Annotated in this window: 16 protein-coding genes; 13 read left to right on the top strand and 3 right to left on the bottom strand. The window is 64.0% G+C overall.

Annotation, left to right across the window (positions count from 1 at the left end; genetic code table 11):
* Window positions 1–36: 36 nt before the first annotated feature.
* From L867_RS0101730 to L867_RS0101705, 6 genes are all read left to right on the top strand, one after another.
* Window positions 37–291: a GlsB/YeaQ/YmgE family stress response membrane protein gene (locus tag L867_RS0101730; RefSeq protein ID WP_028735280.1), complete on the top strand. Its 255-nt coding sequence runs from the start codon at window positions 37–39 to the stop codon at window positions 289–291.
* 35 nt (window positions 292–326) lie between these two features.
* On the top strand, window positions 327–752 hold the full coding sequence (locus L867_RS0101725) for a hypothetical protein (protein ID WP_210163628.1): 426 nt from the start codon (window positions 327–329) through the stop codon (window positions 750–752).
* A gap of 35 nt (window positions 753–787) precedes the next feature.
* Entirely contained in the window at window positions 788–1753 is a 966-nt protein-coding gene (gene lipA, locus L867_RS0101720) for a lipoyl synthase (RefSeq protein ID WP_028735278.1), read from the top strand.
* A gap of 64 nt (window positions 1754–1817) precedes the next feature.
* Window positions 1818–2861 carry a phytanoyl-CoA dioxygenase family protein gene (locus tag L867_RS0101715; protein WP_028735277.1) on the top strand — a complete coding sequence of 348 codons (1044 nt, stop codon included), beginning with the start codon at window positions 1818–1820 and terminating at the stop codon, window positions 2859–2861.
* A 107-nt stretch (window positions 2862–2968) separates the two neighbouring features.
* On the top strand, window positions 2969–3538 hold the full coding sequence (locus L867_RS0101710; protein ID WP_028735276.1) for a P-loop NTPase family protein: 570 nt from the start codon (window positions 2969–2971) through the stop codon (window positions 3536–3538).
* A 9-nt stretch (window positions 3539–3547) separates the two neighbouring features.
* Window positions 3548–3997, top strand: coding sequence for a type II toxin-antitoxin system RatA family toxin (locus tag L867_RS0101705; protein ID WP_028735275.1), 450 nt, complete (start codon window positions 3548–3550; stop codon window positions 3995–3997).
* A gap of 16 nt (window positions 3998–4013) precedes the next feature.
* On the opposite strand, the gene L867_RS0101700 is transcribed toward L867_RS0101705, so the two are convergent.
* The 3 genes from L867_RS0101700 to L867_RS0101690 are packed head-to-tail and all read right to left on the bottom strand — an operon-like array spanning window position 4014 to window position 6992.
* The gene (locus L867_RS0101700; protein WP_028735274.1) at window positions 4014–5276 is read right to left on the bottom strand and encodes a glycosyl hydrolase family 8; all 1263 of its coding nucleotides are present in this window, start codon (window positions 5274–5276) and stop codon (window positions 4014–4016) included.
* 10 nt (window positions 5277–5286) lie between these two features.
* Window positions 5287–5784, bottom strand: coding sequence for a CinA family protein (locus L867_RS0101695; RefSeq protein WP_028735273.1), 498 nt, complete (start codon window positions 5782–5784; stop codon window positions 5287–5289).
* Window positions 5781–6992, bottom strand: coding sequence for a bifunctional 2-C-methyl-D-erythritol 4-phosphate cytidylyltransferase/2-C-methyl-D-erythritol 2,4-cyclodiphosphate synthase (locus tag L867_RS0101690; protein ID WP_028735272.1), 1212 nt, complete (start codon window positions 6990–6992; stop codon window positions 5781–5783). Before L867_RS0101690 ends, L867_RS0101695 begins: the two co-directional genes overlap by 4 nt.
* Window positions 6993–7163: 171 nt before the next feature.
* Between L867_RS0101690 and dusB the strand changes: the two genes are divergently transcribed.
* The 7 genes from dusB to L867_RS0101655 all read left to right on the top strand — a co-directional run bounded on the left by dusB (window position 7164) and on the right by L867_RS0101655 (window position 16833).
* The gene (dusB, locus tag L867_RS0101685; RefSeq protein ID WP_028735271.1) at window positions 7164–8168 is read left to right on the top strand and encodes a tRNA dihydrouridine synthase DusB; all 1005 of its coding nucleotides are present in this window, start codon (window positions 7164–7166) and stop codon (window positions 8166–8168) included.
* A complete protein-coding gene (locus L867_RS0101680) occupies window positions 8165–9301 on the top strand; it encodes a two-component system sensor histidine kinase NtrB (protein ID WP_028735270.1) in 1137 nt (378 codons plus the stop codon). The genes dusB and L867_RS0101680 overlap by 4 nt, the downstream gene beginning before the upstream one ends.
* Window positions 9298–10749 carry a nitrogen regulation protein NR(I) gene (gene ntrC / locus L867_RS0101675; RefSeq protein WP_028735269.1) on the top strand — a complete coding sequence of 484 codons (1452 nt, stop codon included), beginning with the start codon at window positions 9298–9300 and terminating at the stop codon, window positions 10747–10749. Before L867_RS0101680 ends, ntrC begins: the two co-directional genes overlap by 4 nt.
* 148 nt (window positions 10750–10897) lie before the next feature.
* Window positions 10898–13156 (top strand): sensor histidine kinase NtrY-like, encoded by a 2259-nt coding sequence (locus tag L867_RS0101670; protein WP_269748254.1) that lies wholly within the window; start codon window positions 10898–10900, stop codon window positions 13154–13156.
* Complete coding sequence (ntrX, locus tag L867_RS0101665; RefSeq protein WP_028735267.1) at window positions 13146–14510, top strand: nitrogen assimilation response regulator NtrX; 1365 nt, start codon at window positions 13146–13148, stop codon at window positions 14508–14510. Before L867_RS0101670 ends, ntrX begins: the two co-directional genes overlap by 11 nt.
* Window positions 14511–14570: 60 nt before the next feature.
* A complete protein-coding gene (trkA, locus tag L867_RS0101660; protein WP_028735266.1) occupies window positions 14571–15947 on the top strand; it encodes a Trk system potassium transporter TrkA in 1377 nt (458 codons plus the stop codon).
* A gap of 22 nt (window positions 15948–15969) precedes the next feature.
* A complete protein-coding gene (locus tag L867_RS0101655) occupies window positions 15970–16833 on the top strand; it encodes a D-amino-acid transaminase (protein WP_028735265.1) in 864 nt (287 codons plus the stop codon).
* Window positions 16834–16839: the final 6 nt, after the last annotated feature.

The raw sequence follows: 16839 nt of genomic DNA, 5'->3' as shown, positions 1-16839 counted from the left end.
TATAGGGGCGGGATTGTTCAAGCGAAGGAGTAGGCAATGGCTGGGTTTGAGATTGGCTGGTTCCTGACCATCATCGTCGGCGGCTTTGCCGGCTGGATGGCGGGCAAGTTCCTGGGCATGCGCTACGGCATCATCATGAACATCATCATCGGCATTGTCGGCGCGGTGGTGGCCGCGGCGATCTTCCGCCGCTTCGGCGTCGTGGTTCAGGGCGACTGGCTCGGCTTCCTGCTGACCAGTTTCGTCGGCTCCAGCCTTCTGCTGTACGCGGTGAAGCTCATTCGCCGCTGACGCGGCGGTCACACTCAACAAGGGAAGGGCAGGGCATGTTTGCAGGTATCGCCGGACGGACCGCGTTGTTCTTCGCTTCGGGCCTGCTGGCTCTTGCGCCGGCCGTTGCCCTTGCCGACAGCTGCTGGGACCATAACGGCTCGCTGATGCGCCTCAAGGCCGCCGGCAACCAGCGCGCCTTCTACTATGAGCATCCCAAACGGGTCATGCGCAGCGCGGGCGTCACCCATGGTACGCTGCTGTTCAACGGTTCCAACGTCAATGGCCGCTATTCGGGCACGGCGCGGGTCTTTTCGAAATATTGCCCCGGCACGCCGCTCGAATACTATGTCGAAGGTCCGGTCGACCGTAACCAGACCCGCGTGACGCTGCGCGGCAGCCGCGAGACCATGGAGCGCTGCCAGCCGACAGGCCGCACCACGACCGACACGCTGGTTTTCACCTACAGCCATCAATGCTAAGAGCGCCCGGCAGAAGCGGCGCGGAGTAACGACACGTGGTTACCATTCTCGACAAGATCAATGATCCGCAGGCTCGCGTCCGGCATCCGGAAAAGGCCCATCGCCCGGATACCGAGGTGATGCGCAAGCCGGAATGGATCCGCGTCAAGGCGCCGACCTCCAAGGGTTATGCCGAGACGCGGTCGATCGTGAAGGACAACAAGCTCGTCACGGTGTGCGAGGAGGCCGGCTGCCCCAATATCGGCGAGTGCTGGGACAAGAAGCACGCCACCTTCATGATCATGGGCGAGATCTGCACCCGCGCCTGTGCCTTCTGCAATGTCGCGACCGGCAAGCCCAATGCGCTGGACATGGCCGAGCCGGAGAACGTCGCCAAGGCGGTGAAGCAGATGGGCCTTTCCCACGTGGTCATCACCTCGGTCGACCGCGACGATCTGGAAGACGGCGGCGCCGAGCATTTCGAGAAGGTGATCTTCGCCATCCGCGCCGCTTCGCCGGAAACGACGATCGAGATCCTGACGCCCGACTTCCTGAAGAAGCCGGGCGCGCTGGAGCGGGTGGTCGCCGCCAAGCCCGACGTCTTCAACCACAATCTGGAAACGGTGCCCGGCAATTATCTGACGGTGCGTCCGGGCGCACGCTACTTCCACTCGATCCGGCTTTTGCAGCGGGTCAAGGAACTCGATCCGACCATGTTCACCAAGTCCGGCATCATGGTCGGCCTTGGCGAGGAGCGCAATGAAGTGCTGCAGCTGATGGACGACCTGCGCGTCGCCGATGTCGACTTCCTGACGATCGGCCAGTACCTGCAGCCGACCCGCAAGCACCACAAGGTGATGAGCTTCGTCACGCCGGACGAATTCAAGTCCTACGAGACGGTCGCCTATGCCAAGGGTTTCCTGATGGTGTCGGCCAGCCCGCTGACGCGCTCGTCGCATCACGCCGGCGACGATTTTGCCCGTCTCAAGGCCAATCGCGAGAAACTCTGGGCCACACGATAGTCGACAGGGCGGGCGAACGACGTTAGGTTGCGCGCCGCAGGTTTGACCGATCGAGGAGTGTTGCATGGCGCTGAAGCTGAAGGACATTCTGTTCTCCCCCTGGTACGCGATCCAGATCCTGACCGGGGAGAAGGCCTTTTCCAGCAATCCCATCATCGGCAGCGAGGCGCTTAATCGGCGCGGACTGCACGTGTGGCGCGTCAAGGCTGCGGCCCGCATGGTCGACTACCGCCGGCGAAAGCTTGAGCATCTTGTCGCGCCGGCCGACCGGCAGGCCTATGCCGAGAACGGCTATGTCGAAAAGCGCGACCTGGTGCCGGCGGATCAGTTCCGTCAACTGGTGGCCGAAATCGAAGGTCTTCAGGTTCCCGCGCGGGAGATGTATGAAGGCAATGCGGTGACCCGGCGCACGCCGCTGACGCCGGAGGTGGTTGCCAGGCTCCCGGCGGTCAAGGCCTTCCTCGAAAGCCCGGAATGGACCAACCTGATCCGCTATGTTGGCGGCTTCGACGTGGAGCCGGTGATCAGCGTTCAGACGATCTTCGCGGACGCCTCTCCAATGGAGAAGGGCAAGGATCCGCAGACCAACCTGCATATGGATACCTTCCACTCGACCGTGAAGGCCTGGTTCTTCCTGCATGACGTGCCGACCGACGAGGGGCCGTTCACCTATGTGAAGGGGTCGCACAGGTTGACGCGGCGCCGGCTTGCCTGGCACAAGCGCAGGAGCATCCTTGCCGCGCGCAAACACGGAGGCGGTGCCTTCCGCCTGACCCGCGAAGAGCTGAAGTACCTGCATCTGCCCGAACCGACGGTGTTTTCCGTGCCGGCCAATACGCTGGTCGTCGGCGATACCTTCGGTTTCCATGCGCGCGGCTTATCGGCACGACCGTCGATCCGCGTGGAAATCTATGCGTCGCAGCGCCCCAACCCGTTTCTGCCGTTCATTCATCTCGACACGGCGGCTCTTCCTTTCGTCAAGGGGCGCAAGCAGGTCATTCCGTGGATTTTCGAGGATCTTGGCGTCAAGCTCGGGCTTGCCAAGCGGAAATGGTTCCCCATCGGTAATCCGCGTCCCGGCGAGCCGGTGCCCTCCGCCCGCCGCTGAAACCGCAGCGCGGCTCGTCCTGCTGGACGGGATGGTCAAGAGACTTTCATGGGGGCCTGTTACAGCACGCGGGAAAGCTGGTGCAGCTCATGTTTCGTGAGATCTGAATGGTATCCCGTTTGATCGACAGGGCCGAGGCGGTTCGATTATTGCCGGATGCTGCGCGTATCCTGGTGATCGGCTGCTCGGGCAGCGGCAAGAGCACGCTCGCGCGAGCGCTCGGCGAACGCTTTCGATTGCAGTACATTTCGATGGACCGGGACGTGTTCTGGTTGCCCGGCTGGCAGCAACGGCTCCGCGACGATGCGGACCGGCGGATCGCCGAGCTCGTCGCCTTGCCGCGCTGGGTGATGGACGGGACGAGCCCGCGGACGCTGCCTGAGCGCCTGGCACGCGCCGACCTGGTGATCTGGCTGCGTCCGCCCCGCTACGTATCGCTCTACGGTGTCGTCACTCGTTGGTTTCGCTATGCCGGACGCACCCGCCCAGAAATGGCCGAGGGCTGCCCGGAGCGACTGACTTTGGAATTCCTGCGCTATGTTTGGCATTTCGAGCGCGATTCGGCACCGAAGATCATCGAGAGGCTGGCGGCATATGAAGGGGAATTTCCGCTTCTGGTGTTGAAATCGCGTGGCGACAGCCGCGCCCTACTTGCCAATCTCGACGGGCGACATTAGCTCTCGCGCATGCCGCAATTTGAAACCCGCCGCCCCGTCAAGCATTCTCCCGAACGGATGTACGCTCTCGTCGCCGATGTGGAGCGCTATCCGGAATTCCTGCCGTTGTGCGAGGCGCTGACCATCCGCTCGCGGCGCGAGCGTGACGGCAAGGAGTTGCTGGTCGCCGACATGACGGTCGGCTACAAGGCGATCCGCGAGACTTTCAGCACCCAGGTGCTGCTGAACCCGGCTGAACTTGCCATCGACGTCAAATATATCGAGGGGCCGTTCCGCTATCTCGACAATCGCTGGCGATTCGAGGCGGCCGGCGACGGCGGCTGCTCGGTGCATTTCTTCATCGACTACGAGTTCAAGAACCGCATTCTCGGCGCGCTGATGGGCTCGATGTTCGACCGGGCCTTCCGCATGTTCGCCGAAGCCTTCGAGACGCGGGCCGACAAGATCTACACCGACTGACCGTGACAATACTGGATCAGGGCTTGGCCCAGTGGCCGGTGACGGCGATCATGCCCATCAGCTTCAGCGTATTGCCGAAATAGTCTTCCTCGGCCACCGGCTTTTTCTCCATCGAGGCCCACAGGGCGTCGAGCCAGTCCTGGTTGTCGGCATCGATCATGGCGGATACGGTGAGCATCGAGACGAAGGCCATCTGGTCGTGGCCGGCGTCGGGCGCGGGCTTGCCGTTCAGCCGGTAGGTGTCGGCGAAGCGTTCCGGTCTTCCCTTGGTCGCCTCTCTTGCCCAGGCGTTCAGCGGTCTGAGCGCCTTCAGCGCCCGCTCGTCGCCGGTGAGCAGGAAGTCCAGGCCGACCCGCCAGGGATAACGGGCGGCGTTCCACGAATAGCCGCCGTCATGGTCGCCTTCGAGAAAGCCGGCCGGTGCGGGTTTCGGCTCGTCCGGAAGGCCGACGATGAAATCGGGCATGAGGCCGGTGCGGGGGGAATATTTCTCGCCGACGGTCGTGATGACGCCGTAGATCGCGTCGCGCAGGTCGAGCCAGCGCCGGTCGCCTGTGCGTTCGGCAAAGGCGGCGAAATGGGACTGCATGAAGTCCGACGAACGGGTCGTCGCGGCATAGGTCGCGTCGTCGCCCGTCTTGGCCCAGTCGCCGATCAACAGGATATTGCCCGGCTGGGCGACTTCATGGGCGAGGATGGCGGTCATCACGCGCCGCGCCTCGGCGCCATAGTCGAACGAGCCGCCATTGCCCCAGCGGCGCTCGGCCAGCAGCAGCGCATAGGCGATGTCGAGATCGCCGTCGGTCGCGCTGTTGGAACCCCCGACATCCTCGCCGGCATCCGTGCAATCCTCCACCTGGTTCCAGGCCATCAGGCCCGGATCGGAGCTGGCCGGATGGTCGTGGAAAAAGCGCACCATGCCGTCGAACAGCCGATGGGCGTCGGCATCGAAATCCGCCATCATCACGGTTGCGAGCATGCCGTAGCCATGGGCCTCGGAGACAGTGATCGTCGCCTTGGCCGAGCCGCCATAGGTGGGCTTGCCGTCGCCGTCGGTGCGCACGAGGACACGGCCTTCGCCGCAGCCCTCGCGAAGATAGATCGACTTCCACTGGCCATAGAATTCGGTGAGAGCCCGATCTAGCGCGGCCTGGTCGGGTGTCGGCGCGATGGCCCCCGGGGCATAGGGCGAGGATGCGGCCGGCGCAGCCGAAGTCATAAGGCAGAGCGCCAGGGCGGCGTTCAGCACGGTGCGGGCGGTTTCCGCGATCCAACGCATCCCGGCCATCTCAGCCCACCGCCTCGATCAGCATTTCAAGCGCGGTGCGGACCGTCGCGAGGCGGATTTCGGTGCGGCCCAAGTCGCCGTAGCGCATTTCGCGGTGGAGGAGGGGACCGTTCAGCGATCTCGCCGCCAGATGGACCAGTCCGACGGGCTTTTCCTCCGTGCCGCCGCCCGGACCGGCAATGCCGGTGACCGCCACGGCCACATCGCAGCCCGAGCGGCTCAAGGCGCCCTCGACCATTTCCATGGCGGTCTGCCGCGACACGGCACCGCAACGCTCCAGCGTCTCGGAGCCAACGCCGAGCAGGTCGATCTTGGCCTGGTTGGAATAGGTGACGAAGCCACGGTCCACGACGGCGGACGAGCCGGAAATCTCGGTCAGCGCGCCGACGATCAGGCCGCCGGTGCAGGATTCGGCGGTGGCAAGCGTCAGCCTGCGCGCACCGAAGGCGGAAATGATCCGGGCCGCCGTTGATTCGATGTCGGCCGGATAGAGACTCATCGGGCATCCCCCGCGAAGACGACGGTTGCGGTGGCGATCGCGGCAATGCCCTCGCGCCGGCCGACGAAGCCGATGGTCTCGTTGGTGGTCGCCTTGACCGAGCAGCGATCGAGCGAAATGGCGAGCACCTCGGCAAGCTTCTCGCGCATCGCCTGGCGGTGCGGGCCGATCTTCGGCGCCTCGGCGATCAGCGAGATGTCGGCGTTCATGATGGTGCCGCCGGCCTTACGGACGATTCGGGCGGCATGTTCGAGGAAGATGCGCGATGGCGCGCCCTTCCACTGCGGATCCGAGGGCGGGAAATGGTCGCCGATGTCGCCGGCGCCGCAGGTGGCGAGCAGCGCATCGGTCAGCGCATGCAGGGCGACATCCGCATCGGAATGGCCCTTCAGCGCCTGATCGTGCGGGATGAAGATGCCGCAGAGCGTGACCCCGTCGCCCGGCACCAGCTGGTGCACGTCGTAACCGTTTCCGGTGCGCACATCCGGCAGGCCGTGGGGGGTGAGCTTGGCATCGGCCATGGCGATATCTCTTTGCAGCGTCAGTTTCACATTGTCGGGCGACCCCTCGACCAGGCGGACCGGCAGGCCCGCCCATTCGGCGATCGAGGCGTCGTCGGTAAATTCGTCCAACCCGGATGTCGCTGCCGCCTCGTGGGCCGCAAGGATCGCAGGGTAGGCGAAGGTCTGCGGGGTCTGGGCGCCGAACAGGCCGGCACGCGGGACGGTCTCGACGACGAGGCCGGCCGCGTCGCCGCGCTTCAGCGTGTCGGTGACCGGCATGGCGGGCAGAAGGCAGGTTTCGCCGGCCTCGATCCCCGCGGCAATCCGCTCGAGCAGATCTTCGTCGAAGAAGGGGCGCACGGCGTCGTGGATCATCACATGGGTGATGCCGGAGCCGGAGAGCGCCCTCAGGCCCGCCAGCACCGATTGCTGGCGCGTCCTGCCGCCGAGACACACATCGATGGCTACCCCGCCGGACAGACCGTTGCGGGCATCCTCGAAAAGTGCGGTATCATCAGCATGGATGACCGCGACGATCCTTGCCGTCTTCGGCCAGGCAATAAATCTCTCCAGCGTATGGACGATTACCGGCTTTCCGCCGATTCGCCTGTATTGTTTGGGTCCCTCGACAGATGAGCCGGCACGCTCGCCGCGTCCCGCGGCGACGACAATGATGCCGATGGCTGTTTTCGTGCATTGCTGCATTGCAGTGTCCGGCCTTGACATAGAAAACTCGTCGGTGTGGTCTACCGGCTGCCAGATCGATTTTCCAGCATCCGTTCGAATTTAGTTGCAGGCTCGAGGAAAGCCCTTGGCAAGGCGAGATTTAATGGCTAAAAATCGTGCATATACCTCGAATGCCTGAAAGATAATCAATTGAGTTCAAGCGCACTGCAGTCACCGTTCGAGATCGGTCCGATCGCGATCCGCAATCGCGTGATCCTGGCGCCGATGTCCGGTGTGAGCGATTTGCCGTTCCGGCAGCTCGCCTGGCGTTTTGGCGCCGGCCTGGTCGTGACCGAGATGGTGGCCAGCAAGGAGTTGGTGCACAATGCCGCCGAATCCTGGTCGCGCCTGAAGGGTGCGGGGCTGACGCCGCACATGGTCCAGCTTGCCGGCCGGGAGGCGCACTGGATGGCGGAGGCGGCGCGGATCGCCGAGGCCAATGGCGCCGACATCATCGACATCAACATGGGGTGCCCGGCGAAAAAGGTGATCGGCGGCTATTCCGGCTCGGCGCTGATGCGTGATCCCGATCACGCCCTGTCGCTCATTGAGGCGACGGTTCGTGCGGTCAAGGTTCCGGTGACCCTGAAGATGCGTCTGGGCTGGGACGAAAATTCGCTGAACGCTCCGGAGATCGCGACGCGTGCGCAAGCGGCCGGTGTGCAGATGATCATCGTGCATGGCCGCACCCGCATGCAGTTCTACGAGGGACGGGCCGACTGGGACGCGATCGCCGCCGTGCGCGATGTGATCTCCGTGCCGCTCGTGGCCAATGGCGATGTCGAGACCCGCGAGGATGCCGAGGAAATCCTTCGTCGTTCGGGTGCCGATGCCGTCATGGTCGGCCGCGCCTGCCAGGGACGGCCGTGGCATGCCGGCTGGGTCGCCGGCCATGTGGGACCGGATCGCTGCGAGATCCCCGACCTTGCCGCCGGGCACTATGAGGCGATGCTCGGCCACTACGGCGCCGATGTCGGGGTCAGGCATGCGCGAAAACATGTCGGCTGGTATCTGGAACGGTTCGCGCCGGATGTCCCGGCCGGGCAAAAGGCGGAAATCATGACGTCCAGGGATCCGGCCTTCGTCTCGAAGGCGCTGGGGCGATGCCTCGCGGATGCGGCAATGGATACGGATCGCCGGCGGGAGGCTGCATGACCGAGGAAAACCTGAGCAACAGCGTGGCCATGGCGGTGCTGAATGCCATCCAGCATCCGGTCGTCATGGTCGATTCCGATGGTCACATCGTCTTTGCCAACTGGGAGGCCGAGGCCTTCTTCGGGGCGAGCGCCAGCCATCTGCGGCGCTACCGCATCTCGACCTTCATTCCCTTCGGCAGCCCGTTGCTGGCGCTGATCGAGCAGGTGCGCGAGCGCCGCGCCCCGGTCAACGAATACCGTGTCGACCTGAGTTCGCCGCGTCTCGGCCAGGAAAAGCTGGTCGATCTCTATGTCGCACCGGTGCTCAGCCAGCCGGGCAGCGTCGTCGTGGTGCTGCAGGAGCGCTCGATGGCCGACAAGATCGACCGGCAGCTGACCCACCGCACCGCCGCCCGTTCTGTGACCGGCCTTGCCTCGATGCTGGCGCATGAGATCAAGAACCCGCTGTCGGGCATCCGGGGTGCCGCCCAGCTTCTCGAAACCTCGGTTCCGGACGAGGACCGGCCGCTGACCCGGCTGATCTGCGACGAGACCGATCGCATCGTCTCGCTCGTCGACCGCATGGAGGTCTTCTCCGACGAACGTCCGGTCGATCGCATCGCCCTCAACATCCATTCGGTGCTCGACCATGTGAAGGCGATCGCCAAGGCCGGATTCGCCCGGCATATCAAGATCACTGAAAACTATGACCCATCACTGCCGTCGGTCTATGCGAACCGCGACCAGTTGGTGCAGGTCTTCCTCAACCTCATCAAGAATGCGGCGGAAGCGGTCGGGGACCGCCCGGACGGCGAAATCCAGCTGACGACCGCCTATCGTCCAGGCATCCGCCTTTCGGTTGCGGGCACGCGCGAAAAGATCTCGTTGCCGCTCGAATTCTGCGTGCATGACAACGGTCCGGGCGTTCCGTCCGACCTGCTGCCGCACCTGTTCGATCCGTTCATCACCACCAAGACCAACGGCTCCGGCCTGGGGCTGGCGCTGGTGGCCAAGATCATCGACGGCCATGGCGGCATCGTCGAATGCGAAAGCCAGGCCAACCGAACCACGTTCCGCGTGCTGATGCCCGTCTCCAAGGACATCGCGCTCGACGACTCCTTTCCGGCGAAATCCACAGGAAGCACCCGATGACTGCCACGATTCTTGTCGCTGACGACGACGCCGCCATCCGCACCGTGCTCAACCAGGCGCTGACGCGGGCGGGCTACGATGTCCGCATCACCTCCAACGCGGCGACGTTGTGGCGGTGGATATCGGCTGGAGAGGGCGATCTTGTGGTGACCGACGTCATCATGCCCGACGAAAACGCCTTCGACCTGCTGCCGCGCATCAAGAAGGCGCGGCCCGACCTGCCGGTCCTGGTGATGAGTGCGCAGAACACCTTCATGACCGCGATCAAGGCGTCGGAGAAGGGGGCCTACGACTACCTGCCGAAGCCGTTCGACCTCACCGAACTGATCGCCATCATCGGACGCGCGCTCGCTGAGCCGAAGAAGAAGCCGGCGCGGCTCGACGACGACACACAGGACGGCATGCCCTTGGTCGGCCGCTCCGCCGCCATGCAGGAAATCTACCGCGTGCTGGCGCGCCTGATGCAGACCGACCTGACGCTGATGATCACCGGCGAATCGGGCACCGGCAAGGAACTGGTGGCCCGCGCGCTGCACGACTACGGCAAGCGCCGCAACGGCCCGTTCGTGGCGATCAACATGGCGGCGATCCCGCGCGACCTGATCGAGTCCGAGCTGTTCGGCCACGAGAAGGGCGCCTTTACCGGGGCGCAAACCCGCTCCACCGGGCGCTTCGAACAGGCGGAGGGCGGCACGCTCTTCCTCGACGAGATCGGCGACATGCCGATGGATGCCCAGACCCGGCTGCTGCGCGTGCTGCAGCAGGGCGAATATACGACTGTCGGCGGCCGCACGCCGATCCGTACCGACGTGCGAATCGTTGCTGCGACCAACAAGGATCTCAAGCAGTCGATCAATCAGGGCCTGTTCCGCGAAGACCTTTATTATCGCCTGAATGTCGTGCCGCTCCGGCTGCCGCCGCTGCGCGACCGGGCCGAGGACATTCCGGATCTGGTGCGGCATTTCACCCAGCAGGGCGAGAAGGAAGGCCTTGATCCGAAGCGTTTCGACCAGGAGGCGCTGGAAGTGCTGAAGTCCTATTCCTGGCCGGGCAACGTGCGCGAACTGGAAAACGTCGTGCGGCGCCTGATGGCGCTCTATCCGCAGGACATCATTTCGCGCGAAATCGTCGATCAGGAATTGCGCTCTGACATATCCGACAGCCCGATCGCCAAGGCCGGCGTTCCGTCCGGTCCAATGACGATCGCCCAGGCGGTGGAGGAGAACATGCGAACCTATTTCTCCGGCTTCGGCGACGCCCTGCCACCGTCCGGCCTCTATGAACGGGTGCTGACGGAAGTCGAGTATCCGCTGATTCTCGCGGCGCTGACGGCGACCCGCGGCAACCAGATCAAGGCCGCCGATCTGCTCGGTCTCAACCGCAATACGCTTCGCAAGAAAATCCGCGAATTGGGCGTGTCGGTCTACCGCAGCTCCCGTTCGGCTTGACAAGCCAACGAGGCCCGTTGCATTTTCGCCACAATGCGTTGCTCAAAGGACACGAGGTCGTGGTATCCACGACTGTCGTCGTCTGCGCCAATTCGGGGAATAGCTCGTCATGCGCAGAGCGCGGGAGTTCTTGTTGATGATCAGGCAAATGGCCGAATCCGTTGCGGACAGCGATCCCGCTTTGGCGCAGGATCGCCGGGCATCGTTCGCCCTGCCGGGCCTGGCGCTTGCCGGCGGTGCGCTGGCCTGCGCGGTCTTCACGCTTCCCGTGCTGCTTGGCCTGACGTCGATCGAACCGACCTCGAACGTGCTGATCGCCTCGGCCATCATCAATTCGCTGTTCATCGTCGGCCTGATGTTCCTGATCGGCCGCGAGGTCACGCGGCTGGTGCGCGCTCGGACCAAGGGCCGGGCGGCGGCCAGGCTGCATGTGCGAATCGTCGTGCTGTTCTCGATCGTCGCGATCACGCCGGCGATCCTTGTCGCGATCTTTGCCAGTATCACGCTCAATGTCGGCCTTGACCGGTGGTTTTCGATCCGTACCCAGTCCATCGTGTCCTCCTCGATGAACATCGCCCAGGCCTACATGATGGAGAACGCCAGTTATCTCCAGGGCCAGACCGTGTCGATGGCGAACGACCTGGAGCGCAACCGGTCCCTCTACTATCTCGACCGGACCGGCTTCGTGCAATTGCTGACCCGCCAGGCCAAGGGCCGCGGCCTGCTGGGCGCCTTCCTCGTGCGTCAGGACGGTTCGGCCATCACCCAGGCGGAAATTTCCACCGACAAGCCCTTGCCGGCGATCCCTAAGGACGCGCTCGAAAGTGCTGCCGCCGGCCAGCCGACCCTGATCCCGCCGGGGGTCACCAATCTCGTCGGTGCCATCATCAAGCTCGATTCGATTTCGGGTACCTTTCTCTACACGATCCGCGCGGTCGATCCGAAGGTCATGTCCGCCATGCGGCTGATGGAGGAGAACACGGCCGAATACAAGGCGATGGAGGCCGGCCGGACGACGCTGCAGATCGCATTCGCCGTTCTCTATCTCGGTTTTGCCCTGATCGTCCTGCTCGCCGCCATCTGGACCGCGATCGCCGTCGCCGACCGGATCGTGCGGCCGATCCGCCTGCTGATCGGGGCGGCCGACAGCATCGCCTCGGGCAACTGGAACGTCATCGTGCCGGTGCGCGTCGCCGACGGCGACGTCGGCAGCCTGTCGCGCACCTTCAACAAGATGATCTCGCAGATCCGCACCCAGCGCGACGAAATCCTCGAGGCGAAGGACGAGGTCGATGATCGGCGCCGCTTCATCGAGGCCGTGTTGTCGGGTGTCACGGCTGCGGTGATCGGCGTCGAGGACGACGGCGTCATCACGATCGTCAACCCGTCGGCCGAGTATTTCCTGGCGCTGCCGACGGACGAGTTGATCGGCAAGAAACTGAATCTGGTCGCACCGGAAGTCGACCGCGTGCTTGCGGAAGCCGCAGTGCGTCACCGCGGCGAATATCGCGAGCAGATCAACCTCATTCGCGGCGGCAAGGAACGCACCCTCAATGTCCAGGTGACGCGCGAGGAAACGCGCGGCTCGGCCGATTCCTACGTCATCACGCTCGATGACATCACCGATCTGGTGATTGCCCAGCGGTCGACGGCCTGGGCCGACGTCGCGCGCCGAATCGCCCACGAGATCAAGAACCCGCTGACGCCGATCCAGCTCTCCGCCGAGCGGCTGAAGCGCCGCTACGGCAAGCAGATTGCCGAGGACGACCGGGCGGTCTTCGACCAGTGCACGGATACCATCGTACGTCAGGTCGAGGATATCGGCCGCATGGTCGACGAATTCTCCGCCTTCGCCCGCATGCCCAAGCCCGCCAAGCAGCGGTCCGACCTGCGCCACATCCTGCGCGATGCGGTGTTCCTGCGCGAGATGGGCAATCACGACATCACGTTCACGCGCGAATTCGGCGACGAACCGCTCGAGGGCAGCTTCGATGCGCGCATGGTGGGCCAGGCGGTCGGCAATCTGATCAAGAACGCGGTCGAGGCGATTGAGGCGGTACCGCTCGAGGAATTGGGCGACGGCGGCAAGGTGCTGGTTCGCTCGGCATTCGATCACGAGCAGGATCGCTTCGTGGTCGATGTGATCGACAACGGGCGGGGTCTGCCGGTGGAAAACCGACACCGCATTCTCGAACCGTATATGACGATGCGGGACAAGGGCACCGGCCTTGGTCTCGCGATCGTAAAGAAAATTATCGAAGAACATGGTGGCCAGCTCGAGCTGCACGATGCACCGGCGGAATTCGACCGGGGCAGGGGAGCGATGATCCGCATCGTCCTGCCGCGGATCGAGACGCCGGCCGCCATGGACGCCGAAAGCAACAGGGAAATGGTCCATGGCCTCTGATATTCTGGTAGTCGACGACGAGGAGGATATCCGCGAGATCGTCTCGGGTATTCTCAGCGACGAGGGACACGAAACGCGCACCGCCCATGACGCGGACAGCGCGCTTGCGGCGATCTCCGACCGCGCACCGCGCCTCGTCTTCCTCGACATCTGGATGCAGGGCAGCCGGCTCGACGGCCTGTCGCTGCTCGACGAGATCAAGAGCCGGCATCCGGACCTTCCGGTGGTGATGATCTCCGGTCACGGCAATGTCGAGACCGCGGTCTCGGCCATCAAGCGCGGCGCCTTCGACTTCATCGAAAAGCCGTTCAAGGCGGATCGCCTGATCCTGATTGCCGAACGGGCGCTGGAAAACTCGAAGCTGAAGCGCGAAGTCACGGAGCTTAAGAAGCGCACGGGCGATGCGGCCGAACTGATCGGCACGTCCGTCGCGGTATCCCAGCTTCGCCAGACCATCGAGAAGATCGCTCCGACCAATAGCCGGATCATGATCTTCGGGCCGTCCGGTTCCGGCAAGGAACTCGTCGCGCGGATGATCCACAAGCGCTCGGCCCGGGTGGGCGGCCCGTTCGTGGCGCTCAATGCAGCGACGATCACGCCGGAACGCATGGAGATCGCGCTGTTCGGCACCGAGGGCACACCCGGCCAGCCGCGCCGCATCGGCGCGCTGGAAGAGGCGCATCGCGGCATTCTCTATCTCGACGAGATCGGCGAAATGCCGCGCGAGACGCAGAACAAGATCCTGCGGGTGCTGGTCGAGCAGCAGTTCGAGCGGGTCGGCGGTTCCAAGCGTGTCAAGGTCGACGTGCGAATCATCTCGTCGTCCGCCTACAATCTCGAAAGCCTGATCGCCGAGGGCCGGTTCCGCGAAGACCTGTTCCACCGTCTCGCCGTGGTGCCGGTCAAGGTTCCGGCGCTGGCCGAGCGGCGCGAGGACATACCCTTCCTCGTCGACATGTTCATGCGGCAGATTTCCGAGCAGGCCGGCATTCGCGCCCGCAAGATCGGCGAGGACGCGATGGCGGTGCTGCAGGCCAATGACTGGCCGGGCAACATCCGGCAGCTGCGCAACAATATCGAGCGGCTGATGATTCTCGCGCAGAGCGACAATGCGGAGACGCACATCACCGCCGAAATGCTGCCGCAGGACCTGTCCGACATGCTGCCGAAGATTTCGGCGCGCAACGACACCCACATTATGACCCTGCCACTGCGCGAGGCGCGCGAAATGTTCGAGCGCGACTACCTGATTGCGCAGATCAACCGCTTCGGTGGCAACATTTCCCGCACGGCGGAATTTGTCGGCATGGAACGCTCGGCGCTCCATCGCAAACTCAAATCGCTTGGCGTATAACGGGCGTCGGGCCGCTGGCCGGGCGGCCCCGCATTCGGATCATTCTCTGAAAGAGCCATCATGAAAGTCATCATCTGCGGGGCGGGACAGGTCGGCTACGGCATCGCGGAGCGCCTGTCCCAGGAGGACAATGACGTGTCGGTGATCGACACCTCCGCCTCGCTCGTCAACCACATCACCGAGACCCTGGACGTGCGCGGCTATGTCGGTCACGGCGCGCATCCGGACATGCTGGCCCAGGCCGGCGCCGACCAGGCCGACATGATCATTGCCGTCACGCTCTACGACGAAGTCAACATCGTCGCCTGCGAGGTGGCGCATGCGCTGTTTTCCGTGCCCACCAAGATCGCCCGCATTCGCGCGCAGAACTATCTCAAGCCGGAATATGCCGACCTGTTCAGCCGGCAGAACATGTCGATCGACGTGACGATCTCGCCGGAGATCGAGGTCGGCAAGATGGTGCTGCGGCGCATTTCCTTTCCCGGCGCCACGGACATCGTGCGCTTTGCCGACGATCACATCACCATGGTGGCGATCGAGTGCATGGAGGACTGCCCGGTCCTCAACACGCCGCTGCAGCAGCTGAGTCAGCTCTTTCCCGACCTGATGGCCACGGTGACGGCGATCTATCGCAACGGCCGCCTGCAGGTGGCCCGTTCGACCGACCAGCTGCTGGTCGGCGACCTTGCCTATGTCATCTGTCAGCGCGACCATACCCGCCGTACGCTCGGCTTGTTCGGGCACGAGGAGCAGGAGGCGGGCCGGCTGGTGATCGCCGGCGGCGGCAATATCGGCTACTACGTGGCGCGCGCCATCGAGGATCTGCAGCCGAAGACCAAGGTCAAGATCATCGAGAGCGATGCGCAGCGGGCCGTCATGGTGTCGGACAAGCTGAGCAATTCGATCGTTCTGCACGGCTCGGCACTGGACCAGAACATCCTGCAGCAGGCGGAAATCCAGGATGCCGACCTGATGGTGACGCTGACCAACAGCGACCAGACCAATATCCTCAGCGCCGCCATGGCCAAGCGCATGGGCTGCAAGGCAGGCATGGTGCTCATCAACAATCCGAGCTTTCAGGATCTCACCCACGCGATCGGCATCGACCACTACATCAATCCGCGCGCCGTGACGATCTCGCGTGTCCTCCAGCACGTCCGCAAGGGCCGCATCCGCTCCGTCTATGCGGTGCAGAAGGGCATGGCCGAAGTGATCGAGGCCGAGGCGCTGGAAACCTCGCCGCTGGTCGGCGTCGCCTTCCGCGACCTGCACCTGCCGCCGGGTATCCGCATCGGCGCGATCTATCGCGACGGCGCGGTGCTGCGGCCGAACGGCGACCTGAAGATCAAGGCGAAGGACCGGGTGGTGCTGTTTGCCGCCGCCGCGGCCGTCAGGGACGTCGAGCAGATGTTCCGCGTGTCGATCCAGTATTTCTAGAAACCGATCGGACGGGACCAAGATGCCGAGAATTGCCTACGTGAATGGCCGTTACCTGCCGCACCGCGATGCGGGCGTGCATATCGAGGATCGCGGCTACCAGTTCGCCGACGGGGTCTACGAGGTCTGCGAGATCCGTCACGGGATGATCGTCGATCTTTCGCGCCATCTCGACCGGCTCGACCGCTCGCTCTCCGAAATCCGCATTCCGTCGCCGATGTCGCGCGCGGCGCTCGTCGGGGTCATCCGGGAAGTGGCGCGGCGCAATCGGGTGAAGAACGGGCTGTTCTACCTGCAGGTGACGCGCGGCGAAGCGCGGCGCGACCATGTGTTTCCGGCTCCCGACACGGCGCCGTCGCTCGTCATCACCGCCAAGAGCACCGATCCGAAGGTCATTGCGGCGAAGAAGGCGAACGGCCTCAGGGCGATCACGGTTGCCGAAAATCGCTGGGACCGCGTCGACATCAAGACGGTCGGGCTTTTGCCCAATGTTCTCGCCCGGCAGGCGGCGAAGGAGGCGGGCGCCCAAGAGGCGATCTATATCGATCAGCGTGGCATGGTCACCGAAGGGGCGGCGACCAATGTGTGGATCGTCGACGGCGAAGGCAATCTCGTCACCCGCCCGGCCGAACACGGCATCCTGCGCGGCATCACCCGCACGACGCTGAAGGATGTGGCACAAAGCCTCTCCATGCCGGTGGTCGAACGGGAGTTCTCCCGCGACGAGATGCTCGCCGCCCGCGAAGTGTTCATCACGGCGGCGACCAGCATCTGTTTTCCGATCGTCGAAATCGACGGAAAGACCATCGGCAACGGTCATCCGGGCACATTTTCGGAGAAGATCCGCTCCGCCTTTTTCGACATTGCGGAAAAGACGGCGATTTGATACCAA

The organism is Paenirhizobium selenitireducens ATCC BAA-1503 (assembly GCF_000518785.1).
Lineage (GTDB): Bacteria > Pseudomonadota > Alphaproteobacteria > Rhizobiales > Rhizobiaceae > Allorhizobium > Allorhizobium selenitireducens.
This window is presented reverse-complemented; position numbering and strand designations above follow the sequence as displayed.

Excerpts from the sequence above, each read along its gene's own strand:
- L867_RS0101695 (WP_028735273.1), bottom strand. The coding sequence starts at position 5,784 with ATGAGTCTCTATCCGGCCGACATCGAATCAACGGCGGCCCGGATCATT.
- L867_RS0101700 (WP_028735274.1), bottom strand. The coding sequence starts at position 5,276 with ATGCGTTGGATCGCGGAAACCGCCCGCACCGTGCTGAACGCCGCCCTG.
- L867_RS0101710 (WP_028735276.1), top strand. The coding sequence starts at position 2,969 with ATGGTATCCCGTTTGATCGACAGGGCCGAGGCGGTTCGATTATTGCCG.
- trkA (WP_028735266.1), top strand. The coding sequence starts at position 14,571 with ATGAAAGTCATCATCTGCGGGGCGGGACAGGTCGGCTACGGCATCGCG.
- L867_RS0101680 (WP_028735270.1), top strand. The coding sequence starts at position 8,165 with ATGACCGAGGAAAACCTGAGCAACAGCGTGGCCATGGCGGTGCTGAAT.
- ntrX (WP_028735267.1), top strand. The coding sequence starts at position 13,146 with ATGGCCTCTGATATTCTGGTAGTCGACGACGAGGAGGATATCCGCGAG.
- L867_RS0101715 (WP_028735277.1), top strand. The coding sequence starts at position 1,818 with ATGGCGCTGAAGCTGAAGGACATTCTGTTCTCCCCCTGGTACGCGATC.
- L867_RS0101730 (WP_028735280.1), top strand. The coding sequence starts at position 37 with ATGGCTGGGTTTGAGATTGGCTGGTTCCTGACCATCATCGTCGGCGGC.
- ntrC (WP_028735269.1), top strand. The coding sequence starts at position 9,298 with ATGACTGCCACGATTCTTGTCGCTGACGACGACGCCGCCATCCGCACC.
- L867_RS0101725 (WP_210163628.1), top strand. The coding sequence starts at position 327 with ATGTTTGCAGGTATCGCCGGACGGACCGCGTTGTTCTTCGCTTCGGGC.
- L867_RS0101670 (WP_269748254.1), top strand. The coding sequence starts at position 10,898 with ATGGCCGAATCCGTTGCGGACAGCGATCCCGCTTTGGCGCAGGATCGC.
- L867_RS0101655 (WP_028735265.1), top strand. The coding sequence starts at position 15,970 with ATGCCGAGAATTGCCTACGTGAATGGCCGTTACCTGCCGCACCGCGAT.
- L867_RS0101690 (WP_028735272.1), bottom strand. The coding sequence starts at position 6,992 with ATGCAGCAATGCACGAAAACAGCCATCGGCATCATTGTCGTCGCCGCG.
- L867_RS0101705 (WP_028735275.1), top strand. The coding sequence starts at position 3,548 with ATGCCGCAATTTGAAACCCGCCGCCCCGTCAAGCATTCTCCCGAACGG.